General features: G+C 63.4%; 8 protein-coding genes. 4 read left to right on the top strand and 4 right to left on the bottom strand.

Translation table 11 applies throughout. From position 1 onward, the window contains the following. Positions 1–388: 388 nt before the first annotated feature. The 4 genes from pks2 (at position 389) to AC5Y4D_RS07020 (ending at position 13,072) form a co-directional block, all read left to right on the top strand. Positions 389–6,664: a sulfolipid-1 biosynthesis phthioceranic/hydroxyphthioceranic acid synthase gene (gene pks2, locus AC5Y4D_RS07005; protein WP_500036832.1), complete on the top strand. Its 6,276-nt coding sequence runs from the start codon at positions 389–391 to the stop codon at positions 6,662–6,664. Between the two features lie 55 nt (positions 6,665–6,719). Next, positions 6,720–8,165: a condensation domain-containing protein gene (locus AC5Y4D_RS07010; RefSeq protein WP_500036833.1), complete on the top strand. Its 1,446-nt coding sequence runs from the start codon at positions 6,720–6,722 to the stop codon at positions 8,163–8,165. 59 nt (positions 8,166–8,224) lie between these two features. Beyond that, complete coding sequence (locus AC5Y4D_RS07015) at positions 8,225–9,493, top strand: glycosyltransferase (protein WP_500036834.1); 1,269 nt, start codon at positions 8,225–8,227, stop codon at positions 9,491–9,493. A gap of 90 nt (positions 9,494–9,583) precedes the next feature. Continuing rightward, positions 9,584–13,072 carry an MMPL/RND family transporter gene (locus AC5Y4D_RS07020; RefSeq protein ID WP_500036835.1) on the top strand — a complete coding sequence of 1,163 codons (3,489 nt, stop codon included), beginning with the start codon at positions 9,584–9,586 and terminating at the stop codon, positions 13,070–13,072. Positions 13,073–13,083: 11 nt separating this feature from the next. On the opposite strand, the gene AC5Y4D_RS07025 is transcribed toward AC5Y4D_RS07020, so the two are convergent. From AC5Y4D_RS07025 to AC5Y4D_RS07040, 4 genes are all read right to left on the bottom strand, one after another. Next, positions 13,084–14,841: an AMP-binding protein gene (locus AC5Y4D_RS07025; protein ID WP_500036836.1), complete on the bottom strand. Its 1,758-nt coding sequence runs from the start codon at positions 14,839–14,841 to the stop codon at positions 13,084–13,086. Between the two features lie 29 nt (positions 14,842–14,870). Next, positions 14,871–15,671, bottom strand: a complete 801-nt coding sequence (locus AC5Y4D_RS07030) for a glycosyltransferase family protein (RefSeq protein WP_500036837.1) — start codon at positions 15,669–15,671, stop codon at positions 14,871–14,873. Positions 15,672–15,740: 69 nt separating this feature from the next. After that, positions 15,741–16,976 (bottom strand): glycosyltransferase, encoded by a 1,236-nt coding sequence (locus AC5Y4D_RS07035; RefSeq protein ID WP_500036838.1) that lies wholly within the window; start codon positions 16,974–16,976, stop codon positions 15,741–15,743. A gap of 6 nt (positions 16,977–16,982) precedes the next feature. Further along, positions 16,983–17,828 carry a class I SAM-dependent methyltransferase gene (locus AC5Y4D_RS07040; protein ID WP_500036839.1) on the bottom strand — a complete coding sequence of 282 codons (846 nt, stop codon included), beginning with the start codon at positions 17,826–17,828 and terminating at the stop codon, positions 16,983–16,985. Between the last annotated feature and the right edge of the window lie 2 nt (positions 17,829–17,830).

Raw genomic sequence — 17,830 nt, forward strand, 5'->3', positions numbered from 1 at the left:
GAGCGCTGCGCCACCACCGCATATGCCGTACTGCGCTGTCGCACAACCCTTGTGAATTTTCCCAGTTCAGGCCGCCAGCGCCGCGTGTAGCCTGCTGCAGGCCAGTAAGGATCCCGCCGGGGTGCGCACGGACGCCAAGTGCCCACGTGCGCGGCCACATTAAATTTTTGTACGATCGCACGATTTTTCCACGCTTACGCTACGAACCAGCTACGCTCTGAACGCATCAAGTTCTTGAGGCTGCTTCGCTGCGGGGGTCGATCGGTGGCTGGATTGCGGCACTGCAATGTCGCAGGCCCATTAAAGGTCCAGCGAAATTTTCCGAAGCGCTGATAAGAGCGTGCGGCGGTGATAGGAACTTGTGGATAGGCAGAGAGGTGGAGGGTTAGTGGCTAGGACGGGCGTCACTCCGGTAGCTGTCATTGGGATGGCCTGCCGGATGCCGGGGGGGATCAACACACCGGACCTGCTGTGGGACGCGCTGCTCCGCGGCGACGATTTCGTGACCGAAATTCCTGCCGACCGCTGGGATAACGACTACTACTACGACCCCGAGCCGGGTGTACCTGGCCGATCCGTTTGCAAGTGGGGCTCGTTCCTCGAAGATGTCGGGGACTTCGATCCCGAGTTCTTCGGAATCAGCGAAAAAGAAGCAACGACGATGGATCCGCAGCACCGATTGCTGCTGGAAACCGCGTGGGAGGCGATGGAGCACGCCGGCCTGACCAAGGACACCATCGCCAAGCAGACCGGTGTCTTTATCGGCGTCAACTACGCCGACTATCAGCAAGTGCAGATGGCGTCGGACGCCTTCGACGGACCGTACGGCAACCCGGGATCGCTGTTCAGCATGGCTTCCGGCCGGATCTCCTACGCACTGGGCCTCCAAGGACCCGCATCGACGATCGATACTGCGTGCTCGTCCGGACTGTTCGCAATCCACCAGGCGTGCCGGAGCATCAGCGGCGGCGAGAGTGACATGACGATCGCCGGCGGCGTCAACGTTATGTTGGAGCCCCGCAGGTCAGCCTCGGCCTCGGCGGGTGGCATGCTGTCCGGCACCGGGCGTTGCCACGCTTTTGATGCCAAAGCGGACGGTTTCGTTTCCGGCGAAGGTTGCGTGCTGCTGCTCCTCAAGCGCCTTTCGGATGCGCAGCGCGACGGTGACCGGATCCTGGCCGTCATACGCGCAACGGCCGCCAACCAGGATGGCCACACCCCGAATATCACCATGCCCTCCGGGGACGCACAGGCAGCACTGTATGAGACCACTCTGCAGGCAGCGGGCGTCGACGCCGGCAGCATCGGCATGGTCGAAGCGCACGGCACCGGAACACCGGTAGGTGACCCGATCGAATACACCAGCCTCTCGAAGGTGTACGCCAAAGGCAACAAGGTCGCCATCGGTGCATCAAAGACGAACTTCGGGCACACCCAGGCGGCGGCCGGCGCGCTCGGGATGATGAAGACGGTCCTTGCCCTTCAGCACGGCGTCGTGCCGAAGAACCTGCATTTCGAGTCGCTGTCCGACGAGTTGGCACAGATCGAGACCGGACTCTTCCTGCCGGTGGAAAACACCGAGTGGCCACTAGCAAGTGACGGCCCGCGCCGCGCCGGTGTGTCGGCTTGGGGGATCTCCGGCACCAATGTGCACGCGATTGTCGAACAGGCCCCGCAGCCGACTTCGCCGAATGGAGTCGCTGCCGCCCCGGCCGGTGATGACACGCTGTTGCTTCCCCTGTCGTCCTCCTCCGCCGACGGCCTGCGTCAGACCGCTTCGCGCCTGGCCGACTGGGTTCAGTCGCGCGCGACCGAGTTCGCGGCGCGAGACCTGGCTTACACTTTGGCGCGCAGGCGCGGGCACCGCTCGGTGCGGACCACCGTGCTGGCCCGCAACACCGAGGAGATGGTGGCCGCACTGCGCGGGGTCGCCGACGGTGATGCGCTGTACCCAGAAGTGGTGGGCCAGGAAGAACGCTGTCCGGTCTGGGTGTTCTCCGGTCAGGGGTCTCAGTGGGCCGCCATGGGTGTGGATCTGCTGGCGAACGAGCCGGTCTTTGCAGCGACGGTTGCCGCGATCGAGCCGCTGATCGCCGCGGAGTCCGAGTTCTCGGTGACCGAAGCCATGTCCGCGCCGGAGAAGGTGACTGGCATCGACCGCGTGCAGCCGACCTTGTTCGCCATGCAGGTCGCACTCGCGGAGACGATGAAGTCTCACGGCGTCAACCCGGCCGCAGTCGTCGGCCACTCGATGGGTGAGTGCGCGGCGGCCGTTGTCGCTGGCGCGCTGTCGTTGGAAGACGGAACGCGCGTGATCTGCCGGCGGTCCAAGCTGATGACCAAGATCTCGGGTTCCGGAGCCATGGCGTCGGTCGAATTGCCCGCGCAGCAGGTGCTCTCCGAGCTGATGGCCCGCGGCATCAACGACGCGGTGGTCGCAGTGGTCGCTTCGCCGGAGTCCACTGTCATCGGCGGTGCCACGGACAGCGTTCGCGAGATGATCGCCGCTTGGGAGGACCGCGACGTGATGGCCCGCGAAGTGGCTGTCGACGTCGCGTCGCACTCGCCCCAGGTGGATCCGATCCTGGACGACCTGTACGACGCGCTGGCCGACGTCGAGCCATTGACTCCCGAGATCCCGTACTACTCGGCGACCTCTTTCGACCCACGTGAGGAGTTGTACTGCGACGCCAACTACTGGGTTGACAACTTGCGCCACACCGTCCGGTTCTCGGCGGCGGTGCAGGCTGCGCTCGAGGACGGCTACCGCGTCTTCGGCGAGCTGTCGCCGCACCCGCTGTTGACCCACGCCGTGGACCAGACCGCGCGCAGCCTCGACATGACGGCCGCAGCGCTGGCCGCTATGCGGCGCGAGCAGCCGCTGCCCTTCGGTCTGCGCGGCTTCGTCGGCGACCTGTTCACGACGGGCGCGACCGTCGACTTCTCCGTCGTGTACCCCCACGGCCACCTCGTCGACGCTCCGCTGCCGGCGTGGACGCACCGTACGCTGCTGCTGAGCCGCGACGGGCACAGCTCGCGCGCACTGAGCTCGAGTGTCTCCGTGCACCCGCTGATGGGTCAGCACGTGCGGCTGCCGGAGGACCCGGAGCGCCACGTGTGGCAGGCCGAGATCGGCACCGACGCGCTGCCGTGGTTGGGCGACCATCAGGTGCACGGCACGGTCACCCTGCCGGGTGCCGCCTACTGCGAGATGGCGCTGGCCGCGGCCCGCACCATCTTCGGTGACGCCGCCGTGGTACGCGACATCCGCTTCGAGCAGATGTTGCTGCTCGACGAGGAAACCCAGGTCACCCTGACCGCGACGGCAGAAGTGCCCGACGAACTCAACTTCGTCGTCGAGACCAACGAGGACGGGGTTTCGGCACGCCGGGCTTCCGCGGTGCTGCATGCCGCCGACGACGAAGCCGCGCCGGGCCCGCAGGACATCGAGGCCCTACAGTCGGTGCACCCGAGCGCCGTGCAAGGCGGAGACCTGCGCGACGCACTGGACCTGTGTGGCATCCAGTACGGACCCGCATTCACCGGTCTTTCGGTCGCGCACACGGCTGAAGAGACCGGCACGTCGGTGTTGGCCGAAATCTCGCTGCCCAGCGTTATCCGCACGCAGCAGACCAACTACGGGGTGCACCCGGCGCTGCTCGACGCGTGCTTCCAGTCGGTGGCCGCGCACCCTAGTGTCGCGATCGCCAGCCTCGGCGGCCTGCTGCTGCCACTGGGCGTGCGTGAGCTCCGGCTGCGCGGTCCGGTCCACACCGCCAAGTACTGCCACACCCGAGTGACCTCGGCGACCGGCGGCGCTGTCGAGGCAGACCTCGACCTGCTGGACAAGCACGGCGCGGTGGTGCTCACCGTGCGTGGTCTTCAGATGGGCACCGGCGTTTCGGCCAGCGGCGAGCGGGCTCGCGTGCTCGGTGAGCGGCTGCTCACCGTCGAGTGGCAGCAACGGCAGCTGCCCGACGTGGCCACCACCGAGCCCGGCTCATGGCTGATCGTCAGCACCTCCGAGGCTGCCGACCTGCTGGCGACGTCGCTCACCGACACGATGAAATTGCACGAGGCGGAGTCGACGACACTGTCCTGGCGTCTGGACGGCGACCACCCGGCGATGGCCGAGCGGCTGCGCGACCAGCTGAACCGCGGCGGCTTCACCGGGCTCGTAGTGCTGACCGCACCGCGGAACGGCGCGCCGGACAGCCAAGCACCGCGCCGCGGGGGCGACTACGTCCACCACCTGGTCCGCATCGCTACGGAGCTGGCAGAGGTCCAGGGCGAAGCACCTAGGCTCTACGTCGTCACGCGCGGTGCGCAGATCGTGCTGCCCGAAGATGTGCCGAACCTGGAGCAGGGGGGCCTGCGCGGATTGCTCCGGGTCATCGGTGCCGAGCATCCGCACCTGCACACCACCCATATCGACATCGATGAGCAGACCGACGCCGAGCAGGTGGTGCGTCAGTTGCTGCTGGCCGGAACTGACGAAGACGAGACGGCGTGGCGCAACGACGAGTGGTACACCGCTCGCCTTTGCCCCTCGCCCCTGCGCCCCGAGGAGCGGCAGACTACTGTCGCGGCCCACCAGAGCGACGGGGTGCGCATGCAAATCCGCACCCCAGGTGACCTGCAGACGCTGGAGTTCGCCGCCTTCGACCGAGTAGCGCCGGAGCCCGGACAGATCGAGGTCGCGGTCACGGCTTCGAGCATCAACTTCGCCGACGTCCTCAACGCTTTCGGTCGCTACCAGAGCCTGGACGGGATCCTGCCCGCGCTGGGCACCGACTTCGCCGGCGTCGTGACGGCGGTCGGACCCGGCGTCACCAACCACCAGGTCGGTGACCACGTAGGCGGCATGTCGCCGCACGGCTGCTGGGCCACCTTCGTCACCTGTGATGCGCGGCTGGCCACCAAACTCCCGGCCGGGATGACCGACGCTCAGGCCGCGGCCGTGACCACCGCGCACACCACCGCCTGGTACGGCTTGAATGACCTGGCCCGTATCAAGGCCGGCGACAAGGTGCTGATCCACTCCGGCACGGGCGGTGTGGGGCAGGCTGCAATCGCGATCGCCCGGCTGGCCGGCGCGGAGATCTTCGCGACCGCCGGCAGCGAGCAGCGTCGACAACTGTTGCGCGACATGGGAATAGAGCACGTGTACGACTCCCGCACCATCGACTTCGCTGAGCAGATCCGGCGCGACACTGACGGCTACGGCGTCGACATCGTGCTCAACTCGGTGTTCGGAGCGGCCCAACTCGCCGGTCTGAAATTGCTGGCGCTGGGCGGGCGGTTCGTCGAGATCGGTAAGCGCGACATCTACGGAGACACCAAGCTGGGCCTGTTCCCGTTCCGCAGGAACCTGGCGTTCTGGGGTGTCGATGTGGGCATCATGTCCGTCAGCCACCCGCAGCAGGTCAGCGAGATCCTGAGCACCGTGTACCGGTTGACCGCCGAGGGCAAGCTGCCGATGCCCGAGGCCACCCACTACCCGCTGGCCGAGGCGGCAACGGCGATCCGCGTGATGAGCGGTGCGCAGCACACCGGCAAGCTGATCCTGGACATTCCGCAGGCCGGACGCAGCAGCGTGGTCCTGCCTCCGGAGCAGGCGCCCGCGTTCCTGCGGGACGCCTCTTACATCATCACGGGCGGCCTGGGTGGCCTGGGATTGTTCCTGGCCGAGAAGATGGCCGCAGCCGGGGCCGGTCGCATTGTGCTGAGCTCGCGGTCGCAGCCGACGCTAAAGGCTTTGGAGACAATCGAACTCATTCGTTCGATCGGATCCGACGTGGTAGTGATGTGCGGCGACATCGCACAGGCCGACACCGCACATAAGTTGGTTGCGACGGCGACGGCCACCGGACTTCCGCTGCGTGGTGTTCTGCACGGCGCCGCGGTGGTCGAGGACGCCGTCCTGACGAACATCACTGACGAGTTGATCGACCGGGACTGGGCTCCCAAGGTGTACGGCGCGTGGAACCTGCACGAAGCCTGCGCGACGGCCGAGCTGGACTGGTTCTGCTCGTTCTCCTCGGCGGCCGCGTTGCTGGGCTCACCGGGCCAGGGCGCGTACGCCGCAGCCAACAGTTGGTTGGACGCGTTCACCGCCTGGCGGCGCGCGCAAGGCTTGCCCGCCAACGCAATTGCGTGGGGTGCGTGGGGTGAGATCGGCCGCGGCGCGGACTTCGCTGAAGGCAGCGGTGCCGCGATCGCTCCGGACGAGGGTGCCTACGCGTTCGAGGCGCTGCTGCGCCACGACCGGGCGTACTCGGGCTACACCCCGCTGATCGGCACACCGTGGATCGCGTCGTTCGCAGCGCGGAGCAAGTTCCTCGAGATGTTCAAGACCGCCGGCGACAAGCGTTCTGGCTCAAGCAAGTTGCGTGCCGAGCTGTCCGAGCTGCCGATCGAGGAATGGGCCGGCCGGTTGCGCCGGCTGTTGTCCGAGCAAATCGGTTTGATTCTGCGTCGCAATATCGACCCCGATCACCCGCTGTCGGAGTACGGTTTGGACTCGCTGGGCAATCTCGAATTGCGCACGCACATCGAGGCTCAGACTGGCGTGCGCATCACCTCGGCGGACATCACCACCGTCCGAGGATTGGCGGATCACCTGGTCGACAAGATGGCTCCCAAAGAAGGTGTAACGGCATGACATGACGTGACCGCGAAATAACTTGTCCTGCAGGGCTTCTAACATAGGAGGAAACGTGTTCATAGGCGGAGGGTCTGAGCACGACAGCTTGCGAGTCGGTAACGCCTACGACTGGGACCCCGGTGCGGGCACCGTCATCGCGTGGGAACCGACCGCCGGCTGCCTCGCCAAGGCGCAACAAGCCCCGGCGACTCCTGTGCCTCCGAGCTGCATGCAGGCAGGTCACCTTCGCGGTTTCGTCGACTTTCGCGACAAGGGCCTGGATTATTCGCGAGCGATCATGGGCTCGTGGGAAGTGCCCGGCCGTTGCGATCTTCGCGCCATGACCTATGTCATCAACACGCATCTGCGCCGACACGGCACGTATCACAGCTGGTTTGAGTTCAAGGACCCGGACAACATCGTCCGGCACACTCTGAAGAACCCGCGCGACATCAACTTCGTCGCCAAAGAGTACGGCTCAATGACGCAGCCGGAATGGGAAGCCCACGTGATGGCGACCCCAGATCCGTTGCAGTGGGACTGCTTCCGCTACGGCATCATCCAGTACGAAGACAAGTTCGCTCTTTTCGCGGTGGTCGACCACCTGCACTGCGACCCGATGCTGATCGCAGGGTTGTACGTAGAGATCGTGATGAACTACAACGCGCTGGTCGAGGGGCGGGCCCCGATGACCATGCCGCCGGCCGCCAGTTACGACGATTTCTGCATCCGCGAAGCGAACACCATCGCGTCCATGACGCTCGAGTCGCCGGAAGTGCGGACCTGGATCGAGTTCGCCGAGGCCAACGGCGGGACGCTGCCCGACTTCCCATTGCCGTTGGGCGACCAGTCGATTGCGTGCGGCGGTGACGTCCGCGTGGAGCAGCTGCTGGCCGCCGACCAGACGGCGAAGTTCGAAGACATGTGCCGGCAGGCGGATGCTCGGTTCAGCGGTGGGCTGTTCGCGTGCGCCGCGCTGGCGTATTACGAGATGACCGGCGAGCTGACCTATTACGGGCTCACGCCGACCGACAAGCGCAAGACTCCGGCGGAGTACATGACAGTCGGCTGGTTCACTGGCATCGTGCCGTTCACGGTTCCGATCGACCCGAACTCGTTCGAGGAGACGGCTCGCGCCGCACAGGCATCTTTTGACGCCAACATGAACGTCAAGGAAGTGCCGTTCGACCGCGTCCTCGAACTGGCCCCCTGGCTGCGCAAGCCCGGACCGCAGTTCACAATGATGAGCTACATGGACGCGGGACTACCGCCGCTGTCCGGCATCGTCGCGACCGCGCTGGACGGGGTGAATGCCGCGGCATACACCGACGGACGCAGCCCGGCATACAAGTACTCGACGGTGTTCCGCCTCTTCGACGAGGTCTCGATCATGGTGTCCTACCCCAATAACCCGGTTGCGCGGGAATCGGTGACCCGTTTCACCGACCAGTTGAAGTCGGTGTTCCAGCGGGTCGTGGCCGGCACTTTGGCGAGCACCCCGGTTCGGGTAGCGCAGTAGAGTCGGCAAAGGGTTCACCTTCGCTACGCGAAGACATTCAACGGAGTTGATTACCGGCAATGAAAGCTGTCCTCGCCGTCCATGGCACCCGCGGCGACGTTGAGCCCTGCGCTGCAGTAGGAGTAGAGCTCCAGCGTCGAGGGCACGACGTGCAGATGGCGGTTCCGCCGAATCTGGTCCACTTCGTCGAATCGGCCGGTCTCAAAGCCGTTGCCTACGGCCCGGATTCGCACGCGCAGTTAGAGGAAGAGATCTTCCGGAGCTTTTGGCGAGTCCGCAATCCGCTCGGTGTGTTGCGGCCGGGCGCGGAGTACCTCACCCGGGGCTGGGCCGAAATGGGTGAAGTCTTGGTTGCACTGGCCGAAGGCGCCGACGTGATTGTCTCGGGCCAGACTTACCAGGGCGTCCCCGCGAACGTTGCCGAGTACCTCGATATCCCGCTGGCCGCGCTGCACTATTTCCCCCAGCGGGTGCACGGTCATTTGATCCCGCTGCTTCCCCCGCCGGCAGTCCGCACGGCGATGCGCGCGGTCTACGGACTGTACTGGTTGATGACCAAAGGCCCCGAAAACGAGCAGCGACGCGCGCTGGGCCTGCCGACCACCAGGGTGTCTTCCGCCAAGCGCATCGGACGAAACGGGTGGTTGGAGATCCAGGGCTACGAGGACGTTTTCTTTCCCGGACTCAAAGAAGAGTGGGGTGACAAGCGTCCGTTCGTCGGGGCGCTGACGTTGGAGTTGCCGACGTCCTCCGATGACGAGGTCCTAGCTTGGATCGACGACGGAACACCGCCGATTTACTTCGGTTTCGGCAGTATGCGGGTGGAAACGCCGGAAAACACAGTCGCGTTGATCAGCGAAGTGTGTGCCGATTTGGGCACCCGAGCTTTGATCTGCGGCGGCGTCACCGATTTGGGCGACATCGCGGTTCCTGACAACGTCAAACTCGTCGCCGACGCCAATCACGCCGCAGTTTTTCCGAAGTGCCGCGCGGTAGTCCATCACGGTGGTCCCGGCACCCTGGCAGCCGGGATGAAGGCCGGTGTGCCCACCCTGGTTCTGTGGATCAGCGCCGAACAGCCGCTATGGGCGGCCCAGGTCGTCAAGCTCAAGATCGGTAAGGCGCGACGCTTCGCCGGGGTCACCAAGAAATCGCTCAGGAAAGATCTGCGCAAGGTTCTCGAGCCCAAGTACGTCAACCGCGCCCTCGAGATGGCGAAACGCATGACCCCGTCGGCGGTCAGTGTGGAGAAGGCCGCGGACCTCATCGAGGAGAAAGTCCGCCAGTCGGGCCCGGCGGTACCGGCACGTGGGAGTGGAAAGCATTAATGACCGCGGCGGACGTCACGCTAGCGTCACACTTGAGTGCGGCACGTCGTTACCCCACCGAGCCCGAAATCACCTTGTAGGTTTGTAGAGGTGTCAAGCGGTTCAAGTGAGGCTGCAAAGGTCGGGGGGATCTACGACCGCCTCGGACAGTTCGTCGTGCGGTATCCGTGGCTCACTATCGGAGCCTGGGTCGCGGTGGCGGTGGTGTTGGCGCTGACCTTCCCGCCGCTGCAAGTCCAAGCCGGCAAGCACCCCCCCAGTCCGTTCCCCGATGACGCTCCGACCATGGTCGTCGCCAGAGAAATGGCCAAGGCGTGGAGCGTGACACCCGATGGCAAGCAGGAAGAGAAGAACGACGCCTCAGCAGCGGCGGCGACACCCACTGCCCTGCTGATGGTCGTCCTGACCAACGAGAAGGGTCTGACGCCCGACGACGACGCCACCTACCGCAAACTTGTCAGCAAACTGAACGAAGACACGCAGGACAAGATGTCCGTGCAGAACGCCCTCGACGACCCGGAGATGCGCAAGCTGCTGGTCGCCAAGGATGGCAAAGCCTTTATTTTGCCGGTCAATGTCCCCGGTGACCAGAATGATCCGGCTACCCTAGCGACCTATAAGCGCGTCGCGGCGATCGTCAAACAGACGGTGACCGGCACCACCCTGACCGCCAACCTCAGCGGACCGTTGGCAACCATCTCCGACATCACCGACATCGGTCAGGAAGACATTCACTTCATCGAGATCGCCACGGTTCTCAGTGTGCTGATCATCCTGATCGTGATCTATCGCAATATCGTCACGATGTTCATACCGCTGGCGACGATCGGCATCTCGCTGGCCACCGCGCAGGGCGTGCTCTCCGGGGCGGCCGAACTCGGACTGGACACTAACCTGCAAGTCATCGTATTCATGACGGCAGTCATGATGGGTGCCGGAACGGACTACGCCGTCTTTCTGATCAGCCGTTACCACGATTACCTGCGGCACGGCGACGATTCCGACACCGCGGTCAAAAAGGCGTTGATGTCGATCGGCAAAGTGATCGCCGCGTCTGCCGCCACGGTCGCAGTCACTTTCCTTGCCATGGTGTTTACCAAACTCGAAGTGTTTTCCGCGATCGGTCCGGCGATTTCGATTTCAATCGTCGTGTCGCTGCTGGCTGCGGTGACGTTCCTGCCCGCGGTGCTGGTGCTCGCCGGCCGACGTGGCTGGATCAAGCCGCGGCGCGATCTCACCACGCAACTGTGGCGGCGTTCGGGAATCCGCATCGTGCGCAAGCCCCGCATCCATTTGGTCGCCAGTCTTGCCGTGCTCATTGCCCTCGCGGCTTGCATGACCGTTGTTCGCTACAACTATGACGACCTCAAATCGTTGCCGGACGAAGTCGACAGCTCCAAAGGCTACGAGGCGATGAATCAGCATTACCCGATGAACGCGATGACCCCGATGATGTTGTTCATCGAGTCATCCCACGACTTGCGTACACCGTCAGCGCTGGCGGACTTGGAGCAGGTGGCGGGCCGGGTCAGCCAAGTCCCGGACATCACCATGGTGCGGGGCTTGACCCGGCCCAACGGGGAACCGCTGGAACAGATGAAGGTGTCGTGGCAGGCCGGCGAGGTCGGCGGCAAACTCGACGAAGCCTCCACCCAGATCGAGAGTCATGGTGGCGATCTGGACCGGTTGGTCGGAGGCGCGAACCAACTGGCGGATGCTCTTGCCCAGCTACGCGATCAAGTCACCGGTGCCGTTTCCAGTCTCAGTGGAACAGTAGCGGCACTGACCGCCATGGAGCAGATGTTGGGCGGCGACAAGGCAATCAGCGCGCTCGAGCAGGGCGCACGGTTCACCGGGCAGATGAAGAACCTCAGCGACAGCTTGAACGCCTCAACCACGAATGCGGAGAATGTGGCGGCCTGGGCCGGACCGATGGTCAGAGCGCTCAATGCCAGCCCCGAGTGCAACATTGATCCATCCTGTGTGAGTTCGCGTGCCGGGTTGGCAGCCATGGTCTCCGCCGACGACAACGGAACATTGCTGTCGATCAAGGCAATGGCGCGTAATCTCCAAGCGGCGGAGCAAGCTTCGACGATCGGCCAGACGCTGGCCAAAATACAGCAGATGCTGACTCAAGCTTCCGACGCCCTCAAGACCATCAAGAACCTGCAATCCACCATGAGCCAAGCGCAAGCGGGTTCCAATGCTCTGGCGGACGGTAGCCGCGCATTGGCCGGTGGCGTCAAAGAACTCGTGGATCAGACCCGACGGATCGGCTCCGGTCTGAATGAAGCGTCCGGGTTCTTGCTGGAGATGAAGCACGACGCGAGTAAGCCGTCCATGGCCGGCTTCCACCTGCCCCCACAGATCACGACCCGGGAGGAGTACAAGAAGGGCGCACAGCTCTTCATCGCGCCTGACGGCCACGCAGCACGATACTTCATCCAAAGTGGGCTTAGTCCGTTCAGTACTGCCGCGATGGACCAGATCACCGCGATTGAGAAGGCGGCGCGCGCAGCGACACCGAACACCGAGTTGTCCGACGCGAAGATCATGGTCGCAGGAGTGCCGACGGGTCTTCGTGACACTCGTGACTACTACAACGGCGACATGAATTTCATCATCATCGCGACCATCGTCATTGTGTTCCTGATCTTGGTGATCCTGTTGCGGGCTATCGTCGCACCGCTGTATTTGATTGCGTCGGTGCTGCTTTCGTATATGTCGGCGCTTGGCATCGGCGTCCTGGTATTCCAGTTCCTGCTGGGCAAGGAACTGCACTGGAGCCTGCCCGGCCTCTCGTTCATCTTGCTCGTCGCCGTCGGCGCGGACTACAACATGCTGCTGATTTCACGAATACGTGACGAGTCGCCGCACGGTGTGCGCTTCGGCGTCATCCGCACCGTGGGATCCACCGGTGGCGTGATCACCTCGGCGGGCCTCATCTTCGCGGCGTCGATGTTCGGCCTCCTGTCCGCCAGCATCAGCACCATGCAGGAGGCCGGCTTCATCATCGGCATCGGGATTGTGATCGACACCTTCTTGGTGCGGACGATTACCGTGCCGGCCCTGGCTGCAATGATCGGCCAGAAGAACTGGTGGCCTTCGAAACTGGACGGCTCCGGAAACGACGTGCTCAACGAAAAGATGCAGCAGACGTGGAAGAAGATCTCCCCGCATCTCGTCAGGCTCCATCTGCTTCCGGACCCAGCCAAGCGGAGACCGCCGCCGAAGACACGGACCCGCGCCACTGCGCCCGCTAATAGGCGGAAGCGACCACCGGGCGGCGTTGCCAAGAGCCGCCGGTCAGGGCATTTCGAACCGAGCCACTCGCTTCCGCTATTCGATCTCAGCGGGGTGCGCAAACAATTCACCGATGACCTGCAATGGGGAGTCTCGGACTCGATCAACGGCAATGGCAGAAAGAAGAATAAGCAGCAGGAGGACGAGTACCTCGGTCATTCCCTACCGCTGTTCGGCTACAGCGTCATCCCCCAGCAGCCCGTCATCGCAGCGGCGGTGGGCAATGGCGCCGGCAAAAAGGAATCGAACGGCATCGAAAGCGAAAAAGCGCCCTGACGTAAAGCCCGCTAGGCATCCAGGCGGGTAAACACGTCCCGCTGGTACAACTCGACGCATTGCGATCGCCGGATCTTGCCACTCGTGGTAATGGGAATCGATCCGGGCGACACCAGCACCAGATCCGAGACCTTTAGTCCGTGTGACTTCGAAATCGCGGATGTTATCTCACGTTTGACGTCGTGCAGGCGGTCGACCGATTCCGCACTGTCGTCGCGCTTCTTGAGTTCTATGATTGCAACCAGCTTCTCGATGCCCTTGTCGGGAACGGCTATCGCCGCGCAGCGGCCGGAAGTGATCTCCTGGATAGTCGCTTCGATGTCGTCGGGAGAATGGTTGCGCCCGTAGACGATCAGGAGGTCTTTGATGCGGCCGATGATGAAAAGCTCGCCGTCGGAGTAGAACCCGGAATCCCCGGTTCGCAGCCAGGGGCCTTCCCGCGTACCGCTCGGTGGGTCGACTATCGTTGCAGCGAAGAGGCGTTGTGTCTCTTCGGGTTTCTGCCAGTAACCGACTGCGACGTTGTCGCCAGACACCCAGATTTCACCGACAGTCCCGTCCGGACACTGCCGACCGGTGTCGGCGTCCACAATGCGAACGTCCATCGATTGAGGTGAACCGTAACTCACTAACGGTGTGCCCGAACCGATCTCACACCGGACGGCTGTACCTTCAGGTAACTTCTCGCTGTCGAAGTAGCCAATCTCCGGCGGATTCCCGGGTTCGCGGGTGGCGATGTACACCGTGGCCTCTGCCATCCCATAGGACGGCCGGTGTGCCTCCGGCGGGAAATTGCAGGATGCAAATCGGTCCGTGAATCGCTTGAGTGTCGCTGGCTGCACCCGTTCACTACCGTTGAGAATGCTGTGCAGTCCTCCGAGATCGAGGCCGGCCAGGTCCTCGTTCCTCGTCTTGCGCACGACTAGTTCGTAGGCGAAGTTGGGACCTGCTGAGACCGTGCAGGGATGCTCGGCGATCAGCTGCAACCATCGCAGCGGCCGTTGCAGGAAGCCCACCGGGCTGGAAAGCACCGTCGTGAAGCCGCCCAGGATCGGCATGACGATCCCCAGCAGCAGGCCCATGTCGTGGTACATGGGCAACCAGGACACAATCGTGAGGCCCGGCGGTGCAACACCGCCCCGAGCCTTGAAAAAGTCTCCGATGATTTGCTCGTAATTGGCGAAGACGTTCCTGTTGTTGACCATGACGCCAGCCGGAGTACGCGTCGACCCGGATGTGTACTGCAGGTACAGAAATTCTGGTTGCTCATTCCGCGCGGACCGTGATCGCGGTCCCGAAGACCGCCGCCGCGAATCCAGATCCAGCCCATCAACTTCGACGATCGTAGGTTCTGCAGACGTCTCGTCTGACTGCACCACTTCTCGAACGTTCTCCGCCACGGTTGATGTCGTCAATATGACGGCGGGCGACGTGTCGGCCAGAACCGAGATGGTCCGTTCGTCGTGGGCACCGCCGTAGGGAACCGAGAGCGGAACCGCGATCAGGCCCGCCTGCATGGCACCGAGAAATCCGACGAGGTAATCGAGCCCTTGCGGCGCCAGGATGAGCGCCCGGTCCCCTACCGAACCGTGAGCCTTCAGGTCTTCTGCCAGGTTGGACACCCGCCGGTACAACTGCCCCCACGTGAGCGCGGTACGAACGCCGTCCCAATCCTGCTCGAAATCAACATAGGTGAAAGCCGTGTCGTTGGGCTGCAAGCTGGCGCGCTCGCGCAGCACGCCCGGAAGGGAGGACTCAACCACGGACATCAGGTTACCTTCGACCCGTCGGTTTTCGTTCAGGAACCGTCAAGGTACCCCGGGTCGGTTACCTGGCCCGTCGGGTTTTCCAGCGGGATCGGTCTATGCCATCTGCGATCGTGGGCGAGGCCAATTTGGCGCATGATATTTAGCGCCGCGCTTGAACCATGCAGTCGCCGCAGCCCTTGCAGCATTGCGATATTTGCCCAGAGTTCGTACCGCCACGCGCCGTAGTGCACGTTTGCGGTTTTGCGTCCAAAGTGGTTGATATAGGCCATTTCCGTGGTGTAGACCCCGAATCCGGCACGCCGCGCGCGAAACGCGAGATCAAGGTCGGGCCCCCATCCGTACTGCTTGAAGTCGACCAGGTTCATACCGCCGGTTTCCCGCCAGCATTCGCGGGAGACCACCAGTGCGGTTCCCTCCACGGAGGGCACTACGCGATATTGCGGTCGCGGCCGGTAATCCGCAGCGTGGGGCTTCTGTGCATCCATCGCGTACGGGTACCCGTGATCGAACATCGGGCCGACGATTCCTACGTCGTCAGGTAGCCGCGGGTCGAGGAGACCGGCGACAAATCCCTTCGAGATACGAGTGTCGTTGTTGAGCGTCATCGCGTGGGAGTAGCCCTCGGAGAAAGCGATTCGGAACCCGTGCTCGCTGCCGCCCGTCCAGCCGAGGTTCTCTCCGGGTGTGTCCACCCGTTCGTTGCTGATCTTGGGATAGTCGCCTCGATTGTCGACGATCAGATAGTCGGCACCCTCACGTTCCAAGTCGCCGACCAAGGCATGCGTGTATTCGTGCTGCCCGAAGACCGGGACGGTGATCAGAAGCGACACGTCAGCAACCGTACATCGGCCATGAACCCTCCGGGCCGGCACGGAAAACCGTGCTGCGGCAGGTTCATGTCAACTAAATCGTTGACCATGAGCGGCCTGTTCCAGGAGATCGGCCGCAGTCGTGACGCTGGTGACAGCTTTTGTCAGCTGTGCGGCAACCTCGCGGGCTCGGGTAACTCGTTGCGGCCTCAGGATGCGCCGCAGATCCTTCGTCAATGATTTCGCGGTCGTCCGTGAAAAACGCCGAGCTGTACCAACTTTGAGCCGCCGCACTACGGTCGCCCAAATCGGTTGGTCGGAGGCGACCCACAAAATCAGCGTGGGGACTCCTGCCCGCAGGCCCGCTGCAGTGGTGCCGGCGCCGCCATGGTGGACCACGGCCCGGCAGGCGGGGAATACGACGCTGTGACTGACCCCGCGCACGACCTTCACACGATCCGAATCAGGGATGTTGGTGTAACTGGTTGCGCCGGAACAGATTAATGCCCGCTCGCCTAGCTCGTGGCAGGCTGTCGTGATTATCCGCACCGTGTCGGATGGCGATTCGACGGGCATGCTGCCGAATCCGAAGTAGATCGGCGGAGTACCGGAAGCAATCCACGCCAGCGTCTCTTCGTCCAAGTCGGTTGGCAACTCCGCCGTAAGAGCTCCAACAAACGGGCGCCGTGCGGTCCATTCCTCGCTCAGGCCTGGAAAACACAGGGCGTCATAAGCCTGTAACTCCAACGATCCGCGCTCGCCCATTCGCCGTGATGCAGGTGCGGTGGCCTTGGGTATGCCGAGGTCGCGCCGTTGCGCGTCTTCTGGACGCTTGACTAATCGCCACTGCGCCCAGTCGGTGACCCGCATCGCGGATCTCAGCAACGGCGCCGGCACGATAGAGATCAGATGGCCATTCGGGCGCATTGGGACGTGATGCCATGCAGCCACCGGAATGTCGTAATGCTCGGCAACGTTAGCAGCGGATTCCTGATACGAGACGCCGGTGAAAAGCAGGTTGGCACCGGCGGCCAGCAACTTCAGGGTATCGCTCACGTCGGCCCAGCGCTGGGTGATGTGCTCCATCGCATCCCGTGCAGGTTTGACGGGGTCTTTGATGGTCCACGGGGTTACGAAGACATCGGGGATCTCTCCGGTGGGCGGACCCATTGGGACCGCCGCCAACCCCATCTTCTGAACAAAGCCGACCTGGTCAGGTGGGGTCGCCATCACGACGTTATGACCTCGACGCAGCAGCTCTAGCCCCACCGCCGCGCAAGGCTCGACGTCGCCACGCGTCCCGCAGCTCGCCAGGACGAATTTCATCGGCCGTTAGTCATTCGCAAGCTTGTAGGTCAACATGACATGCGGAACCCGGTACAACACGTCGAACCAGTCCAGTGGCAGCGGCGTTTCGGACACCTCAAGGGCGTTTTCCTTGATCCACTGGAGCGCTGTGCGGTAGTCGCCGGCCTCTTCGAGGCGGTAGGCCAGTTTGAACAGGCCTATATGGCCTTTGGTCAGTAGTTTCTCCACCCGAGTCTCGGGCAGATCCTCGAACGCGATGATGCTGCGGCGCGCCACTCGCTGGCATTCTTTGATCAACGCCAGCGGGTCGTTGGCATGGTGCAGCACGAAACTGAGTACAACGTGGTCAAAGGCTTTGTCCTCGAATGGAATTGATCTGCCGTCGAACACCTTGAAGTCGATCGGGATGGTCGTCGCGTCGTGGACGTCTATGCCGGATGCAGCTGCCCCGTGCATCTCGGTGAGGTATTTGCAGAGGTGTCCCGTTTCACATCCGACGTCCAAGACTGTGTCGCCGCGATTGATGTGGTCACCCAGCGTCCGGGCCTGGCTTTCCAGCCGCTTCCCCAGCACCCGAGGGGACCACGGCATGACGGTGGCCTGCGCTCGCCGCCCGGCGCGTCGCAACCTGGCGCGGCGGTCCAGCTGTGGACCATCTTTGGTGAAAGTGCGTTGGAGGGCGGTCATCTCGTTCCATTCGCTGGGGCTATGAACGTCGTAGATTATCAGTCCAGTTGCTGGTGGCAGGCCGGATTCAGGCACCAGCGTGCAACTTTTTTCCCCATCCGAACCCGTCCAGAGTTGCCGACCTGCGGGGACGCCAAAATCTTGACGATTGTGGTGATAACCCAGCGTGGGAGCACCGGTCATGA

The organism is Mycobacterium sp. NGS67, assembly GCF_059812185.1.

Coding starts and splice junctions, on each gene's coding strand:
- AC5Y4D_RS07035 (WP_500036838.1), bottom strand. CDS start 16,976: ATGAAATTCGTCCTGGCGAGCTGCGGGACGCGTGGCGACGTCGAGCCT.
- AC5Y4D_RS07040 (WP_500036839.1), bottom strand. CDS start 17,828: ATGACCGGTGCTCCCACGCTGGGTTATCACCACAATCGTCAAGATTTT.
- AC5Y4D_RS07025 (WP_500036836.1), bottom strand. CDS start 14,841: ATGTCCGTGGTTGAGTCCTCCCTTCCGGGCGTGCTGCGCGAGCGCGCC.
- AC5Y4D_RS07015 (WP_500036834.1), top strand. CDS start 8,225: ATGAAAGCTGTCCTCGCCGTCCATGGCACCCGCGGCGACGTTGAGCCC.